Source organism: Streptomyces sp. JLYT201 (assembly GCF_059448825.1).
In genome coordinates, this window is record NZ_CM182551.1 from 2148645 (window position 1) to 2165978 (window position 17334).

A 17334-nucleotide genomic window follows, 5' to 3' on the forward strand; every position below is an offset into this window, starting at 1 on the left:
CCGATTTACGACCCGCGGAAGCGGTGCCATGGTGGGCGGACAGACCCTGAGCGGCGGCCCTGGGAACCGCGCGACCGCCACGGTGGATCCGGGGGCGAGAGACGGCCCAGGCCCGTCGCGGTGACTCCAGCGGAGCGCTTGGGCACATCGTCGGCCCCTGGGGGTGGAAAGGCGTGGCACAGACGCACGAGTGGATGTTCTACGAGGTCATGTGGCGCGGGTGGGCGGACCGGGCGCGGGTGCCCCACCCCGTGCCGTGGTGGGCGCAGGCCGCGTTCCGGCGCTGGAGCGACGACTTCGACCAGGGCACGTACGCGTCGAAGGAGGCCGCCTTCGCCTCCAACGCCCTGTACCGCTACTGGCACATGGTGGGGGTGAAGGACCACCGCCAGGAGTCCCTGGTCGGCCAGGCGGGCGAGATCGAGCCGGTCTACGACAAGTACTGTCTGGCCTTCTTCCTGTACGACCCGGCGGCGGGCACCGTGCGGCTGCCGCAGCTGGCCGGGGGCGGCACGGTGGAGCAGCGCGTCGAGGCGCCGCACCTGCCCGTGGTGGTGACGGCGTTCCGCTCGGCGGACGGCGTCGCGTACGAGCAGCGGACGTTCGCCACCGCGGTCGGCGCGCGGCAGCGGGACCTGGCGGTGACCCGGCTCGCGGTGCGCAGCCCGGACGGGCGCCCCCGCGAGGGCTGGCTGTGCGCGGCGGTGCTGCCCGCGGGGCCGAGCGGCTTCCAGCGGCACGACCGGCGCGGCGAGCAGCTCACCGACCGGCGCCTGACGTTCCTGCGGTACCTGCCGGACGAGGCACGGGTGGAGACCAACAGCGGCTGGGGCCCGGTGTTCGACGCCCCGCCGGAGCACTACGGCGTGTACGGCAACCCCGACTTCACGACCGACCCCGGGGCCTATCTGGTCCGCAGCCCCTTCCACGACCTGGTCACCGGCGGCAAGCTCAACGCGGCCCTCCAGGCGCAGGACCAGGTGGCGGGGTTGTGCAGCGCGGCGTTCGCGTGGCCGTTCCGGGTCGCGGACGACGAGGCGTTCACCCTTGACGTGCGGCTTCCGGTCGATCTGTACAGCGGCGCGGACGACCTGGCGGAGCTGCGCGCGACGCCCGCCGCGGACCTGGAGGAGGCGAACCGGGCGTTCTGGACGGCGAAGCTCCTCGGCCAGGGCGTGCGGCCCGAGCTGCCGGAGCCCGTGGCGCATCTGGCGGACCGGTTCCGGCAGTGCCGGGCGCAGCTGCTCGTGCTCTCCGACCACGGGGAGATCCATCCCGGCCCGACGGTGTACGACTCGTTCTGGATCCGCGACTCGTCGGTGGAGGCCACGGCGTGCTCGCTGGTGGGCGACACGGCCCTGGCGGAGCACCAGCTGGGCACGCACTACCCGCTGCGGTTCAACCGCGGCACGGGCCGGATCGGGCCGTGCGCCGAGTACGGCTTCTACGGCGGCCCGCACGAGAAGGACGACCGCGAGTGGGACAGCAACGGCCAGGCGCTGTGGGCGATCGGCCGCTTCGACCGCACGCGCGGCCGCGACGCCGCGTTCGGCGCGAAGCTGTACGCGCCGTACGTCGTCGACGCCGCGCGCTGGCTGCGCGACAACCGGGACCCGTACGGCCTGCTGCACAGCGGCTGGAGCGCCGAGCACCTCGGCGAGCGGGACAAGCCGCACTACTGGGACGACCTGTGGGGCCTGGCGGGCCTCTACGAGGCGGCCCGGCTCGCCGAGCGCCTCGGCACTCCCGAGGTGGCCGAGCTGTGGGCCGCGTTCGACGACCTGAAGCAGGCCACGGCGGCCTCGATCCGCTGGGTCCTGGCCGAGCAGCGGCGCCGCGGCGACTGGGAGACGTACATCCCGACCGGGCCGGGTGACGTGGGGCGGCTCGACTCGACGATGATCGGCGCGGCGGCGTACTTCCATCCGCTGCGGCTGCACATGGGCGACAAGCTGGGCGGCGACGTCGACCGGGCGGCGCGCTGGACCCTCGACACGATGTACGCGCGCTTCGTCACCGGCGGCTTCCGGCACGAGGCGGCGTGGAACGCGTACGGGCCGTATCTGACGATGCAGCTGGCACACGCCTGTCTGCTCGCCGGGGATCCGGCGCGGATGGACGCGCTGCTCGGCTGGGCCGTGGCCGCCGCCTCGCCGCGCGCCGAGGGCCGGGCGGTGGCGCTCGGCGCCTGGAACGAGCAGCACGCCTTCCCCATCGCCTCCGACTACGGCGAGGTGCCGTACCGCCACTGGTACATGGGCGACATCCCGCACGGCTGGGCGGCGGCGGAGTATCTGCTCCTCGTCCGCGACATCCTCTTCTTCGAGGCGGACGAGGACCGCGACCCGCATGTGTACGTGGCGCCGGGCGTGCGCCCGCACTGGGTGCCGGACGGCGCGGCGGTGGCGGTCGAGGCGGCGCCGACGCTGTTCGGCGCCCCCTTCGGCTACCGGCTCGCGCACGACGCGGGCGAGCGCACGGTGACCGTGGACGTCACCGAAGCGCCGCAGGGCGTGCGGTACGTCTATCCGTGCCGGTTCGGCCCGGTGCGGGCGGCCACGGCGGACGGGCGCGCCCTGCCGGTCGCGGGCGACGACGTGCACGTGCCCGCGGGAACGGCGCGGTTCACGGTCACGTACGGCTGACGAGCCGCGGCCGCGGCGGGGCGGGCCGCGGCCGGGCGCTCATGCGGTGCGCGAGACCCTCTCGCGCCGCAGGCTCTGCCGTTCCTTCTCGGAGAGCCCGCCCCAGACGCCGAACCGCTCGTCGTTGTCCAGCGCGTACGCGAGGCAGGCGGAGCGCATGTCGCACAGGCGGCAGATGCGCTTCGCCTCACGCACCGAGCTGCCGGGGTCGGGGAAGAAGAAGTCGGGTCCGGTCTGCGCGCACAGCGCCTGCTCCTGCCAGGCCAGTTCGGCTTCGGTCACCGTGGTGTCAATGTGCATGCGACGATCGTGGACGAAAGCGCGAAACAACCGATCAACGTTCGATCAACGCGGCGCACGGGCCCCCGGGGCAAGGGGCGACCGACCGTTCGGCATGACCCACCGTACGGGCCCGCGCAAGGCCCCGTCGCACCTTTGCGCGCACCGGGCGCGTCGCGCCGCGTCGCTTCAAGAACCTGAGGGCGGCCCGCCCATGACCGCGCGGGGTCGGATTCCCGTCACCCTCCGCCGAGCGCGCCCTCACCTTGTGAAGCCGGAGAAGATTCTGAGAGCGCTCTCAGTCACATCTCTTGACGCCGCGATTTCGGGGCCGGGACAGTGAAGAGCACCTTGAGTCGCCTTGAGGTCCCCCGGAGGCGCTCACAGCACCTCGGGCACACGACGCACCACCGCGCACCCGGGCCGCGCTCCTGCACCACTCCCCCCACGTTTCAGCCAGGAGAGAGATGCCGTGATCTCGCGCAGAGTGTTCCTGACGTCATCCGCCGCCACCGCGGGCGCCCTCACCTACCCCGCCCGGGGCGGCGCGCTCAGCCCGCGCGCCGAGGCGGCCCCCGCCACCTGTGAGCTCGTCCTGCGGAACAAGTCCCTGCCGGGCCAGGTCCGCGCCTACGTCACCGGCCACGAGCCCGGCACCGGCCGCTGGCTGCTTCTGCGGCCGGACGGCGGCGTCCACCGCCCGGAGTCGCCCCCGGCCCCGCGGACGCCGCTGGCCGTCGACTGCGCCGTCCCGCTGGGCGCGGCCGGATCCGCGCCCCGGATTCTGACGCTCCCTCAGATGTATGGGGCCCGGGTCTACTTCGTGCGCGACGACAAGCTGGACTTCCTCCTCAACCCGGGCCCCGCGCTCGTCGAGCCCGCCTTCGCCGACCCGGCCGACCCCCACTACGGCCGCACCTGGTCGTTCTGCGAGTTCACCTTCAACAGCACCCAGCTGTACGCGAACATCAGCTACGTCGACCTGGTCACCGCCCTGCCCATCGGCCTGACCCTGGAGGGCGACGCCACGCACACCGTGGCGCCGCTGCCCGACGGGGCCGTCGACAGGATCGCCGCCGACCTGGTGGCGCAGGCGGGCCGGGACGGGCAGCCCTGGGACAGGCTGGTCGTCCGCGGCGGCGGGCGCGTCCTGCGCGTGGTCTCGCCGCAGAACGTCATGGCGCCGTACTTCGACCGCCCCGACCAGATGCCGTTCCGCGACCTGTTCACGGCCTACGTCGACCAGGTCTGGGAGAAGTACCGCTCGACCGACCTGCGGATCGACCTCCAGGGCGGCCGGGGCGTCCGCACGGGCCGGGTCACGGGCGGCACGCTCACCTTCACGGGCGGCCACACCTTCGCCAAGCCGTCCTCGAAGGACGTCTTCACCTGCAACCACGGCCCGTTCGCCAACCACCCCGCCGACCCCGACGACAAGAAGGCCCTGCTCGCCCGGCTGGCCGCCGGCTTCAACCGCGGCCTCATGCTGACCCACCCCACCCAGCCGAACGGCACGACCGCCGCCGACTACTACCGCGGCCCCGTCACCAACCACTGGGCCCGCGTGGTGCACGCCCGCTCCCCCATCGGCTACGCCTTCCCGTACGACGACGTACGCCCGGACGGCCAGCCGGACGTATCGGGCGCGGCCCACGACGGCAACCCCCGCCGCTTCACGGTGTCGGTCGGGGCGTAGCGCCCTCCCGCACGACGCGTGCCCCGGCCCCATGGGGGAGGGCCGGGGCACGCGCGCTGTGGGCCGCCTAGTCCTGCGCGGCGGTGAGGGGTTCCGCGGTGGGGGCGGGTGCCGGGGCCGGCTTCGGGCGCGGAGCGCTGCCGAACTTGCGGACCAGGGGCGACTCCACCCAGGTGAAGAGGGCGTAGGCCACGGCGAGGCTCCCCGCGAAGCAGCCGACGAACGTCGCGAGGGCGGCGCCGTCCGACATGTCCTGGACCAGCCAGCGCTGGGCCGACACCAGGAACATCACGTGCACCAGGTAGAAGGCGAACGACAGCTCGCCGAGCTTGACCATCACGCGCCCGCGCATCGCCGAGCGGGTCCCGCGCACGTCGGCCGTCGCACCGGCGACGACGAGCGGCGCGACCCAGAAGGCCGCCGTGCCGCCGACGCTGTAGAGGTACGGCACCTGGGCGTTGAGGAGGTAGCCGCCGAGCGCGAACAGCGCGGCCGGGACCAGGCCGACGCGCGGCACGAACCCGCCGAGGACCAGGCGCGCGACCACGATGCCGAGGACGAACTCGGCCATGCGCGTCACCGGGAAGAAGTACACGAACCACAGCTGCTCGTGGGTGAGCGGCTGGCCCGGCACCAGCGGGGTGCCGTCGATGACGTTCTGGGCGAACAGCACCGCGAGCCAGGGGACGGCGACGAGCACCCCGGCCGCCACCCACAGGCCGCGCACCGACAGGCGCCGCACCAGCGGAAGGAGCAGCGGGAAGCTCAGATAGAAGAGGACCTCGCACGACAGCGACCAGGCCACCGGGTTCATACCGGTGAGCACCGGCAGCTCCGGCACCCAGGACTGGACGAGGAAGAGGCTGGTGAAGAACTTCTTCGCCTCGAACGGGTCGGACGCGAGCAGCATGATCACGACGGTGGCCGCGAAGGCGATCAGATGGTTCGGATAGACCTTGATCATCCGGCGTCGCCAGAAGCCCGGCACCGTGTCGCGCGGCCGTGCCGACCAGGTCAGGATGAAGCCGCTCAGCACGAAGAAGAAACTCACGCTCGGCGTGCCCGCGTCCTTGAAGAGGTCGGTGAAGAACTCACCGGTGTCACCGCGCAGGAAATTCATCCCCGAGGTCCCGTGGAATGCGAATACCGGCAGTGCCGCGATGAATCGCATCCCGCTCAAGGAGGGAAGTCTGGACAGTTTTGGACGTACGGCCTCTGTGGTCATGGGAAATCCTCCGGTTGCTGCTGCCCCGTCGGGCACCGCGTGCCCGTGGCGGGCCCGCCGGGCCCGCGCGTGCCGAACCGCGAGCGGCCCCCGCCGAGCAGGTCACCCGAGATCCTCAAGTCGTCCATAGAGGCTGACGGTTGAAGATCCCCGCCGCAAGATTTCCCGGCCTTTTCGCTGTCCCCGGTACCGCCGTTTTCCTGGCCCGTGTACCGCCGACAGTACGGAGGGCACGGAAGCGGAAGAAGGGTTCACCACACCGCCGTCCCGACGGCCGAGTTCACCGCGCGGGCTCCGGAGGAATCCGGAATGCCGTGCACCGGTGCACCGCCCGCGGGACGCGGGCCGGGACCGGCTACCGCACGCGTTCGGCGAGGAATTCCTCCCAGGTGCGCTCGCCGACCGACGCGCCCTCCAGCGTGAGGTTCTCGCCCGCGCGGTAGGCCCGGCCCGCCTTGCCGGGCATGCGGACCGGCATCAGGAGGCGGTGCTTGCCGCGCGCCTTCAGATAGCCGCGGTTCAGCTCGCCCATGCCGTACACCTTCGGCCCGGCCAGGTCGGCCACCAGGCCCGCCGGTTCGCCGAGGGTCAACTCGGCGAGCCTGGCGGCCACCTCCCGGGCGTCGACCGGCTGGAAGCGCAGTCCGCCGGGGACCGGGAGCACCGGCAGCTTCGCCATCTTCTCGGCCATGGTGAGCACCAGGTCGTGGAACTGGGCGGCGCGCAGCGTGGTCCACGGAATGCCCGACTCCGCCACGGCCCGCTCGGCCTGGAGCTTCGAGCGGAACCATCCGAGCGGCACCCGGTCCGCCCCGATGACCGAGATGTACACCAGGTGGCGCACCCCCGCCGCCCGGGCCGCCCGCACCAGGTGCCCGGCCGCCTCGGCGTCGCCCTTGGGTCCGCCCGCCAGGTGCAGCACGGTGTCGACCCCGGCCACGGCCTCCGCCACGCCCTCGCCCTTGACCAGGTCACCGGCGACGTACGTGACGCCGTCACCCGGCGCGTGGGCGTGCCTGCTGAGCACCCGCACCTCGTGCCCGGCCGTCCGCAGGAGCGGCACGACGAGCCGCCCGAGCGTGCCCGTACCACCCGTGACCAGGATCGATGCCGCCATGACTACTCCTCGCTCGTGGGGTCCGGGAGGGGCTCCCGGGCGCTGCCGCCGTATCGGCGGAGTCATCGCTATGACCCCTGGCGGGAGAGAAGTGTGACCGGATGCGCGGAAAACTTTCGGACCGGATGCGCGGAAGACTTTCGGCAGGCGCCGCGGAACGCCGCTCTCCGGCGTCCCCGCCGCGCCCGCTCCCGGTCCGCCCCGCCCCTCGACCACGCCGGTTCCGCCGCGCCCCTGCGGCTACGCCGACTCCCGTCGCACCAGCTCCGTCGGCAGGACCACGCTCGCCGCGTGCCCGACGTCGTCGGCGCCCCGCGGCCGTTCCCGCGGGCGTACGCAGCTCTCGTCCCGGGCCTGGCACCGGTCCTGGCCGCGGAGCAGCATGGCCGCCATCAGACGGCCCATCTCCTCGATGTCCTGACGCACCGTGGTCAGCGGCGGGTCGGCCTGCTCGGCCACGGGCAGCATGTCGTCGAAGCCGACGACCGCCACGTCGTCCGGCACGCGCCGCCCGGCCGCGCGCAGGACCCGCAGCGCACCGGCGGCCGACAGGTCGTTCGCAGCGAACACGGCGTCGACGTCCGGGCACCGGTCGAGCAGGTGCCGCATGGCGCGCTCGCCGCCCGCGGGCGTGAAGTCGCCCTCGGCGACGAGCCGCGCGTCCCCGGCGGGAAGCACGTCCCGGAAGCCGTCGAGGCGGTCGGCCGCCGACGTCTGGTCGAGGGCCCCGGTGATGTGCGCGATGCGGGTGCGGCCGAGCCCGGCGAGGTGGCGCACGGCCGTGCGCGCGCCGCCGCGGTTGTCGCAGTCGACGTACCGCACGCTGTCCTCGCCGCCCGTCCAGCCGGGGCGCCCGCCGAACACCGTGGGCACGCCCGCGCTGTTGATGATGACCGGCAGCGGGTCGTCCAGGTGCAGCGAGAAGACGAGGGCGCCGTCGACGTGGCCGCCGGACAGATAGCGGCCCACGCGCGCGTGGTCGGCGCGCCCCTCGGTGAGGAGCAGGACGAGCTGGACGTCATGGGCCGTCAGTTCCTTGCTGATGCCGCGCAGTTGGAGCGCGAAGAACGGATCGGCGAAGACCCGGGTCTCCGGCTCGGCGATGACCACGGCGACGGCGTCGTAGCGCCGGGTGACGAGGCTGCGGGCGGCGCGGTTGGGCACGTAGCCGAGTTCGTCCACGGCCCGTCTGACCTTCGCGGCGAGGACTTCCCGTACCCCTGCCTCGCCGTTCACGACCCGGGACACCGTCGCGCGCGAAACGCCGGCCCGCGCGGCCACTGCCTCCAGGGTGGGACGCGCCCCTGCCTCGCTCACCTCGGAACTCCTCATCGGCGGTTGCCGATCAGAATAGCCGCGGCGGCGGCGCCCGGAGCGCGCCGGAACAGGCCCGCAGGCTGGTTCGCGCCCCCCGTTGTCCCCCGTTTCGGCGATGGTGCAGCGCGGCGCCGTGCCCCAGCATCGGGATCACCACCGCCACCGGAAGGACCCCCTGATGAAGGTCTCACGCCGGCTCACCGCTCTGGTCGCGGCCCTGGTCACGGCCGTGAGCGGCGCCCTCCTCACGGGGGCGGCGCCCGCGGGCGCCGCCGAGCCCGACCCCGGGAGCCTGTTCCGCAACACGGGCAACGGCCTGTGCATGTCCACCGCCGCCGACCCGGCCAACGCCTTCCAGGGCACCGCCACCTTCGCGCCCTGCGACCTCGGCGACCCTCGGCAGCGCTGGAACCTGAAGCCGGCCGACCAGCCCGCGTGGCAGATCGTCTCCGTCAGCACCGGCACGTGCCTGGCGGACGTGGCCGGTTGGGGCCTCGCCTGGCTCGGCAGGTGCGACGCGAACGACGTCGACCAGTTCTGGCACTTCAACGGCAACCAGGCCGGCGACCTGTTCTGGGTGTCGCACGACGACGGCAAGCTCCTGAGCACGCCGTACCGCGAGGGCACGTCCTATGTGACGGTCCGCCACGACCTGGACCCCAAGGACGCCCGGTACAAGTGGAGCCTCCTGCGCTGACAGCGGCCGTCACGGGGCGCCCCGAAGGGGCGCGGCACCTAGTGATGGGCCCCGCCCGGCTCGGCACCGGCACCGGCACCGGCCCCGGCCCCGGCCCCGGCATGGGGATGATGCGGCTCGTATTCCGGAATCGAGCCATCCGGCTTCTTCACCAGGAACAGCCCCACCATCCCCATGTCGGAGTGGCTCTGCACGTGGCAGTGGTACATCCACGCCCCCGCTCCGACCCCCTCTCCCGCGATCACCTGGAAGCCGAACGAGTCCCCCGGTCCGGTGATCTTGTCGTCGAGGATCTGGCTGGGGTCGTCGGGCCCGGTCAGCATGCCGGTGCGGTTGTCCGCCCAGCGGTGACCGTGGAGGTGGAAGGTGTGGTAGTACTCGCCGTGCGTGATCGACACGAACTCGACCCGGTCGCCCACGGTGGCCTCGAAGTCCGGGCCCGAGTGGGCGGGCTTGTTGTTGATCGTCATGTCGTTGAACACGATCACGCAGGTCTTGTCGGGCAGGACGTCGCCCTCGCGGCGCACGATCACCGCCCCGTACAGGCCCTTGCGCAGGCCGCCGGTGCCGTGGTCCGTGCCGACCACGTGGTCGTGGTAGTGCCAGTACCCGGCGGTGCCGGGCCGCCAGGTGCCGTCCTTGCGGCGCCCGGGCACGTGCGTGCGCCAGGTGTACGTGCGCTTCCTTCCCGGCGCCACGTCGGACCTGGTGTGCTTGGTGCCGTCACTGGAGATCTCGTAGTCCATGCCGTGGACGTGCAGGCTGACGGCGACGTCCGTGGCGTTCTCGAAGTCGACGTGCAGCGTGTCGCCCTCGTTGAGCTCGATCAGCGGGCCGGGCACGGACGCCTTGCCGCGCTCCAGGCCGTAGCCCAGCTGCCCGTCGGGAAGCTTCTCGGCGTACATCGTGACGCGGCGCACCTCGCCGCCCGCCGGGGCCCTCCTGGGCGGCTTCTCGGCCGGCACCGCCTCGGGCGCCATGGCCGACATCGATGTCACCCCGGTCGCCGCGACCGCTCCGCCCACCAGCACCCGTCGGTTGAAGCTCCGTCTGTCCATGCCGAACTCCCCCACTGTGGAATGGAAACTGACACTGCGTCAGGCACGGTCGTGGCGCGCGAGGCACCGGATTCGGCCACACGCTAGCGGCAGCCCACCCGTTTCTCCACAGGCAGGACAAAGTTCGGGTGAAGTGACGTCATAGCTCTTGGCTAGCCGTCGAAAGAGGGCTAGCTTCAACCGCGCTGTTGTTGTAGTCGCCGCAGTCGTGACCAACGAGGGGTCGGTGTTCTCATGCGGCTCACACCGCGCCAACAACCCTTAGCCACACGAGAGTTCGGCAGATCCAGGTACAGAGCCACCCGTCGCGCCTGGGCGGCGGCCGTGGCCGCGGGAGCGCTCGCGGCCGGGGTCCTGACCGGGCCCGCCGCGTCCGCGCGCCCCTTCCCCGAACCGCTCAGCGACGCCGAAGCCATGAAGACAACGATGTCACGGGCCTTGCCCGCGCCCCCCGGTGGCGCGAACGTGCGGGTCCTCGCCTTCTACGGATCAGCGGCCCCCGGGGACGAGTCACCGGTCGTCGACGCCGCCATCGCCGCGATCGAGAAGATCGGCGGGTCGGGCCCCACCGCCCAGCGGTTCACCGTCACGGCGACCGACGACCCGGCGGTGTTCACCGACGCCGGGCGGCTCGGCAGGTTCAACGCGGTCGCGTTCGTGACCGGCGGGGGCGACGTGCTCGACCCCGAGCAGGAAGCGGGCCTGGAGGCCTATATGGAGGCGGGCGGCGGCTTCCTCGGCCTGCACGACGCGGCCCGCGCCGAGCCGTACTCCAGCTGGTTCACGGGCCTGGTCGGGGCCCGCCCGAAGGACGAGAGCCCCGCGGCCGTGCAGCGCGCGACCGTCGAGGTCGGCGACCGGCAGAGCCCGGCCACCAAGGACCTGCCCCTGGAGTGGAAGCGCCCCGACAAGTGGCTCAACTGGGAGACCAACCCGTCGGGCGCCGTCCACACCGTGGCGCGGGTGCGCGAGACGACGTACAAGCCGGGCGCGGGCGCGAACGGCTGGGACCACCCCATCTCCTGGTGCCGCGACTACGACGGCGGCCGATCCTTCTACACCGGCATGGGCGGCACGGCCGACGCGTACGACGAGACGGACTTCCGGACGCATCTGCGCGGGGCCCTGCTGTGGACGACCCGTCTGGTGCGCGCCGACTGCAAGGCGGCCATCACCGACAACTACCGGGCCGAGCGCCTCACCCAGCCCAACAAGCCCGGCCAGAACGACCAGATCGGCGAGCCGCACGGCCTGGTGACCGCCCCCGACGGAACGGTCTTCTCCATCGGCCGCGGCGGCGCCGACTCCTCCCGGCCGGTGATCACCGACTGGAACGATCCCGACGTCGGCAAGGGCCGCGGCGAGATCCACGTCTACGACCCGCGGACGAAGCAGGTGACGCTCGCGGGCGCCGTGAGCGTCTTCGGCAACAAGGGCGGCGGCGGTGAGCTGACCAAGAACGAGGAAGGCCTGCTCGGCATCGAACTGGACCCGCGGTTCGAGTCCAACGGATGGGTGTATCTCCACTACACCCCGCACGCCCGGATCAACCGCGAGACGCACATGGGCGAGCGCTACGTCTCCCGCTTCACCTACGACAAGGCGTCCGGCAAGCTCGCCATGGACAGCGAGAAGGTGCTCCTCAAGTGGCCCGTGCAGATCCACAGTTGCTGTCACGCGGGCGGCGGGATGGCCTGGGACTCCCAGGGCAATCTGTACATCGCCACGGGTGACAACAACTCGTCCGGCTTCAGCGACGGCTACTCCGGCAACAACCCGCAGCCGAACTTCAAGGGCGTCTCCTTCGCCGACGCCCGGCGCACGGCGGGCAACACCAACAACCTCAACGGCAAGATCCTGCGCATCCATCCCGAGCCCGACGGCACGTACACGCTCCCCGAGGGCAACCTCTTCACCGGCAAGGAGCCGGACGAGGGCGGCGGCAAGACGCGCGGCGAGATCTATGTGATGGGCGTCAGGAACCCGGCCCGCATCTCCGTCGACAAGAAGACCGACACCCTGTACGCGGGCTGGGTCGGCCCCGACGCGGGCGAGCCGTCGACCACGTGGGGCCCGGCCAAGTACGACACGTTCGCCGCGATCACCCACGCCTCCAACCGAGGCTGGCCGTACTGCATGGGCAACAACCAGCCCTACCGCGACCGCAATCTGCCCGACCCGAGCAAGCCGCTGGGCTGGTACGACTGCAAGAACCTGCGCAACGAGTCGCCGAACAACGACGGCCTGGTGAAGATCCCGCCCGCCGAGCCCAACACCATCTGGTACTCCCCGCAGGGCGGCGGCATCGACTACCCGCGCGACGCGAACGGCGTCCCGAGCTACCGGACGGCGGAGCAGCAGCAGCTCCTGCCGTGGCTCAAGGGCGGCGGCCAGGCGACGATGAACGGCCCGGTCTACCGCTACGACCCGGCGAGCACCAGCGCGGACAAGTGGCCCGCGTACTGGGACGGCAAGTGGTTCGTCGGCGACTTCTACGACGGCGACCAGCCGCGGCACGCGGTGCTCACCGACCCGAGGACGGCCGGCACGGGCGGTCTGCCGGTGCACGCCGAGTCCCTCCGCAAGATCATTCCGGTGGGCAACGACCGCATCAAGAACCTCATGGACTGGAAGTTCGCCCCCGACGGCTCGCTGTACGTCCTCGACTACGGGCGCGGCTTCTTCACCTCGGACGCCAAGTCCGCGCTGTGGCGCGTGACCTACACCGGCGGCGGGGCGACCCCGGCCGCCGGTGACCTGGCACGGAAGGCGGGACGATGAGAGCGCACGGCGGGACGACGGGGCCCGCGCGCAGGCGGGCGCGGCCCGTGAGCGCCTGGGCGGCGGTGCTCGCCGCGTTCGCCCTGGTGCTCGGCCTGACCTCGGTGGCGGCGGCGCGCCCGGGCGGGCCGCGCGCGCAGCAGCAGACCCTGACCTGGACCGCGGACAACGACATCAGCAAGTACACGTCGGCGCCGACGACGGCGGTCGCGGGCAAGGCCACGATCGTCTTCGAGAACAGCGTGGCGACCGGCAACACCACCGGCATGCCGCACACGCTGACGTTCGACGTCTCGGACCCGGAGTACAACAACGACGTCCCGTTGAACCTCCTCGCCAATCCGAACGACGAGAAGGGCGGAAAGTGGACCGCCGAGGTGACGCTCAAGCCCGGCCGCTACCGCTACTACTGCACGATCCCGGGGCACGGGGCGATGCGGGGCGTCCTCGTGGTGACCGACGGCGGGGGCGCGGACACGACGGCCCCCGAGACCGGGGCGAAGGTCGACGGGGCGACCAACTCCGAGGGCGCGTACGTCGGTTCGGCGACCGTGACGGTGACGGCCACCGATGAGGGCTCGGGCGTCGACAAGGTCGAGTACGCCGTCGGGGCCGGCGCCTGGCAGCCGTACACCGCGCCGGTCGTGGTGAACACGGTCGGCACCCACACGATCCGCTATCGCGCGAGCGACAGGGCGGGCAACGTGGCGGCCGAGAAGGCGGTCGACTTCCGGGTCGTGGCGCCGCCGACCGACGACAGGACGCCGCCCGAGACCTCGGCGACGGTCAGCGGCGAGCAGAACGGCCAGGGCCAGTACCTGGGCATGGCGACGGTCACCGTGACGGCGTCCGACGCGGGCTCGGGCCTGAACAAGGTCGAGTACGCGCTCGGTGACGGCGCCTGGACGACCTACACCGCACCGGTGATGGTGCACGCGGTGGGCACCCACAGGGTGCGCTACCGCGCGTCCGACAAGGCGGGGAACACGGCCGCGGAGAAGGCGGTCGAGTTCACGGTGGTCACGTCGCCGCAGGAGGACAGGACCCCGCCCGAGACCTCGGCGAAGGTCGAGGGCGACAAGAACTCCGACGGCGCCTACATCGGCCGGGCGAAGGTCACGGTGACCGCGACCGACGCGGGCTCGGGCGTGGACAAGGTCGAGTACTCCCTCGACGGCGGCCCCTATGTGACCTACACCGGTCCGGTGGTGGCCGACCGCGTCGGGCGGCACACGGTGGCGTACCGGGCGAGCGACAAGGCGGGCAACACCGCGCCCGCGAAGTCGGTGTCGTTCACCGTCGACGAGGGCGGCGGGGTCCCGGGCCCCAACTGCCCGGAGTACGACGAGCGGTTGACGGTGTTCGTGGGCACGGTCGACACGGGCATCCCGAACCGGGTCACCAACAACCGCTGCCGCGTCGGCGAGCTGATCGAGGACGAGAAGGACTGGTCGTCGCACGCGCTGTTCCTCAAGCACGTCAAGACGGTCACGGACCGCCTGAAGCGGGCGGGCGAGATCGATCTGCGCGAGTACGACAAGATCAACAAGGCGGCGAAGGACTCCGGCATCGGCAAGCCCGGCCAGACCGAGGGCTACCGCCCCCTCTTCGACGGCACGCAGAAGTCCTTCGCCAAGTGGAGCCAGGTGGGCGGCGGTTCGTTCGGCCTGAACGCCGACGGCTCGATGACCTCGGGCACCACGAAGAGCGGGCTCGGCATGCTGTGGTTCCCCGAGCGCAAGTACGGCGACTTCTCGCTGAAGCTCCAGTGGCGGGACGACGCGCCCGGCTCCGGCAACGCCAACTCCGGTGTCTTCGTGCGCTTCCCGCAGGTGTACGACCACCCGGAGGAGTCGCGTCCGGAGTGGGTGGCCATCAAGTACGGCCATGAGATCCAGGTCCTCGACCGGCCCGACGGAGACATGTACAAGACCGGGTCGGTGTACGGCTTCGACCGGGTCGGCCTCGCGGGCGCGGGCGTGACGCCCAAGGGCACCTGGAACGACTACGAGATCCGCGTGGTCGACCAGCACTACGCGGTCTACCGCAACGGCGTCCTGATCAACGAGTTCGACAACACCGGGGGCCAGGTCTTCGAGCCGCCGCGCGGCGACGACCCGGGCACGGACGGGCGCCGCTTCGCGTCCGGTTACGTGGGCCTCCAGGTCCACGGGGTCACCGACGTGGTGTCGTACCGGGACATCCGGATCAAGGAGCTTTAGGCGCCTTCCCCCGGGGCGGGTTCAGCCGTCGTCGTGCTTCGCGCGGCTCGGCTGGACCCGCTTCGGCTCGCCCGGCATCTTCGGGTACTCGGGCGGATAGGGCAGGTCGCCGAGGCCGTGGTCGCGCTCGTCGCGGTCCGCCTGTTCGAGCAGGCCCTCCAGCGAGAAGGCGTGCTCGTCCATGTCCCGGTGCACGTCACCGACCTCTGCGAAGCGCCCGGGCATGGTGGCGAGGTCGAAGTCGCGGGGCACCGCGTCGTCCAGCTCCTCCCAGCGCAGGGGCGCGGAGACGGGCGCGTGCGGGCGGGCGCGCACCGAGTAGGCGGAGGCGATGGTGCGGTCGCGGGCCGTCTGGTTGAAGTCCACGAAGATCCGCTCGCCGCGCTCCTCCTTCCACCAGGCGGTCGTCACGGCGTCCGGCATGCGCCGCTCCAGTTCGCGCCCGCAGGCGATGGCGGCCCGCCGCACCTGCACGAAGGTCCAGCGCGGCTCGATGGGCACGAAGACGTGCAGGCCGCGTCCGCCGGAGGTCTTCGGCCAGCCGCGCAGCCCGAACCCGTCGAGCACCGCGCGCAGTTCGTGGGCCGCGCGGACGGCGTCGGCGTAGTCGGTGCCGGGCTGCGGGTCGAGGTCCAGACGCAGTTCGTCGGGGTGGTCGGGCGCGGCGCTCCGCACCGGCCAGGGGTGGAAGGTGAGCGTGCCGTACTGGGCGGCCCAGACGACGGCGGCGACCTCGGTCGGGCAGATCTCGTCGGCGGTGCGGCCGCTGGGGAAGGTGATGGTGGCGGTCGGGATCCAGTCGGGCAGGTTCTTGGGCGCCCGCTTCTGGTAGAAGGACTCGCCGCCGACGCCTTCGGGGTAGCGCTCCAGGGTGGTGGGCCGGTCGCGCAGGGCCCGCAGGATCCCGTCGCCGACCGCGATGAAGTACGCGGCGAGGTCCCGCTTGGTGAAGCCGCGCTCGGGGAACAGCACCCGGTCGGGGCTGGAGAGCCGTACCGTCCGCTCTCCCGCCGTCAGCTCCACCGCCGCGCCCGCGCCACCCATGCGAGCCACGCTAGACGCCCGCGCACGACCCCGCATATCGGGCGATTCCCCCCGTCCCGGAGCAGAATCGGGATCATGGACCTGCCGGTGATGCCTCCCGTGAAGCCCATGCTCGCCAAGTCCGTGGCGAAGATCCCGCCGGGCATGCAGTACGAGGCCAAGTGGGACGGCTTCCGCGCGATCGTCTTCCGGGACGGCCCCGAGGTGGAGATCGGCAGCCGGGGCACGAAGTCCCTGACCCGCTACTTCCCCGAACTGGTCGAGGCCCTGCGGGAGCGGCTGCCGCAGCGCTGCGTCCTGGACGGGGAGATCGTGCTCGCGCGCGGCGGGCGCCTGGACTTCGACGCCCTCACCGAGCGGATCCACCCGGCGGACTCGCGGGTGCGGCTGCTCGCCGAGCGGACCCCGGCGTCGTACGTCGCCTTCGACGTGCTCGCCCTGTTCGACGAGCCCCTGGGGGACCTCCCGCTGCGCGACCGGCGCCGGCTGCTCGCCAAGGCGCTCGAAGACGTCACCGCGCCGGTGCACCTGGCGCCCGCGACCCTCGACGAACAGGTGGCGCGGGAGTGGTTCGAGCGGTACGAGGGGGCGGGGCTCGACGGGGTGATCGCCAAGCCCCTCGACCTCAGGTACCGCCAGAACGAACGCCTGATGTACAAGATCAAGCACGAGCGGACGGCGGACTGCGTGGTCGCGGGCCTGCGCCCGCACAAGAGCGGGCCCGTCGTGGGCTCGCTCCTGCTCGGCCTGTACGACGACGCGGGCGCGCTCCAGCACGTCGGGGTGTGCGCCGCGTTCTCCATGAAGCGGCGCGAGCAGCTCATGGAGGAGCTCGCGCCGCTGCGGATGGACTCCGTCGCGGGCCATCCGTGGGCGGCCTGGGCGGACGAGGCGGCCCACGAGAGCGCGCGGCTGCCCGGGGCGGTGAACCGGTGGTCGGGCAAGAAGGACCTGACCTGGGTGCCGTTGCGGCCCGAGCGGGTGTGCGAGGTGGCCTACGACCACATGGAGAACGGGGCCCGCTTCCGCCACACGGCCCAGTTCCGCACGTGGCGCCCCGACCGGGACCCGGAGTCGTGCACGTACGCCCAACTGGAGGAGCCGGCCGGATACGACCTGGCGGAGGTGCTTGGCTCGGCGCCCGCCTGAAGGGACGGGCGGTGGGAGAAGCCCGCCGCGGCAGCGGCGGCGCCCACCCGCCCGCAGACGTTTTCCGGCCAACCCCACCCGCCCGCTTCCACCCCGCAGAGCAC

General features: G+C 72.3%; 12 protein-coding genes. 6 read left to right on the forward strand and 6 right to left on the reverse strand.

Features of this window, described 5'->3' with window-relative positions:
- The first annotated feature begins 173 nt into the window (after positions 1-173).
- Positions 174-2645 carry a glucosidase family protein gene (locus AC5WAM_RS08390; RefSeq protein WP_495522160.1) on the forward strand — a complete coding sequence of 824 codons (2472 nt, stop codon included), beginning with the start codon at positions 174-176 and terminating at the stop codon, positions 2643-2645.
- A gap of 39 nt (positions 2646-2684) precedes the next feature.
- On the opposite strand, the gene AC5WAM_RS08395 is transcribed toward AC5WAM_RS08390, so the two are convergent.
- Positions 2685-2945 carry a WhiB family transcriptional regulator gene (locus AC5WAM_RS08395; protein ID WP_030668194.1) on the reverse strand — a complete coding sequence of 87 codons (261 nt, stop codon included), beginning with the start codon at positions 2943-2945 and terminating at the stop codon, positions 2685-2687.
- 451 nt (positions 2946-3396) lie between these two features.
- Here AC5WAM_RS08395 and AC5WAM_RS08400 point away from each other — a divergent pair, with 451 nt between their 5' ends.
- A complete protein-coding gene (locus AC5WAM_RS08400; RefSeq protein ID WP_495522161.1) occupies positions 3397-4620 on the forward strand; it encodes a glycoside hydrolase family 64 protein in 1224 nt (407 codons plus the stop codon).
- Positions 4621-4687: 67 nt separating this feature from the next.
- Here the strand turns inward: AC5WAM_RS08400 and AC5WAM_RS08405 are convergent, their stop codons facing one another.
- The 3 genes from AC5WAM_RS08405 to AC5WAM_RS08415 form a co-directional block, all read right to left on the reverse strand.
- Complete coding sequence (locus AC5WAM_RS08405; RefSeq protein ID WP_495522162.1) at positions 4688-5845, reverse strand: acyltransferase family protein; 1158 nt, start codon at positions 5843-5845, stop codon at positions 4688-4690.
- Between the two features lie 355 nt (positions 5846-6200).
- Positions 6201-6962, reverse strand: a complete 762-nt coding sequence (locus tag AC5WAM_RS08410; RefSeq protein WP_495522163.1) for an SDR family oxidoreductase — start codon at positions 6960-6962, stop codon at positions 6201-6203.
- A 240-nt stretch (positions 6963-7202) separates the two neighbouring features.
- Positions 7203-8294 carry a LacI family DNA-binding transcriptional regulator gene (locus tag AC5WAM_RS08415; protein WP_495522164.1) on the reverse strand — a complete coding sequence of 364 codons (1092 nt, stop codon included), beginning with the start codon at positions 8292-8294 and terminating at the stop codon, positions 7203-7205.
- Positions 8295-8457: 163 nt separating this feature from the next.
- On the opposite strand from AC5WAM_RS08415, the gene AC5WAM_RS08420 reads away from it, so the two are divergent.
- Positions 8458-8976, forward strand: a complete 519-nt coding sequence (locus AC5WAM_RS08420; RefSeq protein ID WP_495522165.1) for an RICIN domain-containing protein — start codon at positions 8458-8460, stop codon at positions 8974-8976.
- 38 nt (positions 8977-9014) lie between these two features.
- Here AC5WAM_RS08420 and AC5WAM_RS08425 read toward each other — a convergent pair whose 3' ends face one another.
- The gene (locus AC5WAM_RS08425; RefSeq protein WP_495522166.1) at positions 9015-10034 is read right to left on the reverse strand and encodes a multicopper oxidase domain-containing protein; all 1020 of its coding nucleotides are present in this window, start codon (positions 10032-10034) and stop codon (positions 9015-9017) included.
- Between the two features lie 324 nt (positions 10035-10358).
- Between AC5WAM_RS08425 and AC5WAM_RS08430 the strand changes: the two genes are divergently transcribed.
- Positions 10359-12815 carry a ThuA domain-containing protein gene (locus AC5WAM_RS08430; protein WP_495522167.1) on the forward strand — a complete coding sequence of 819 codons (2457 nt, stop codon included), beginning with the start codon at positions 10359-10361 and terminating at the stop codon, positions 12813-12815.
- The gene (locus tag AC5WAM_RS08435) at positions 12812-15037 is read left to right on the forward strand and encodes an OmpL47-type beta-barrel domain-containing protein (RefSeq protein WP_495522168.1); all 2226 of its coding nucleotides are present in this window, start codon (positions 12812-12814) and stop codon (positions 15035-15037) included. Before AC5WAM_RS08430 ends, AC5WAM_RS08435 begins: the two co-directional genes overlap by 4 nt.
- 21 nt (positions 15038-15058) lie before the next feature.
- On the opposite strand, the gene ligD is transcribed toward AC5WAM_RS08435, so the two are convergent.
- Positions 15059-16081: a non-homologous end-joining DNA ligase gene (ligD, locus tag AC5WAM_RS08440; protein WP_366793351.1), complete on the reverse strand. Its 1023-nt coding sequence runs from the start codon at positions 16079-16081 to the stop codon at positions 15059-15061.
- 75 nt (positions 16082-16156) lie between these two features.
- Between ligD and AC5WAM_RS08445 the strand changes: the two genes are divergently transcribed.
- Positions 16157-17230: an ATP-dependent DNA ligase gene (locus AC5WAM_RS08445; protein WP_366793352.1), complete on the forward strand. Its 1074-nt coding sequence runs from the start codon at positions 16157-16159 to the stop codon at positions 17228-17230.
- The last annotated feature ends 104 nt before the right edge of the window (positions 17231-17334 follow it).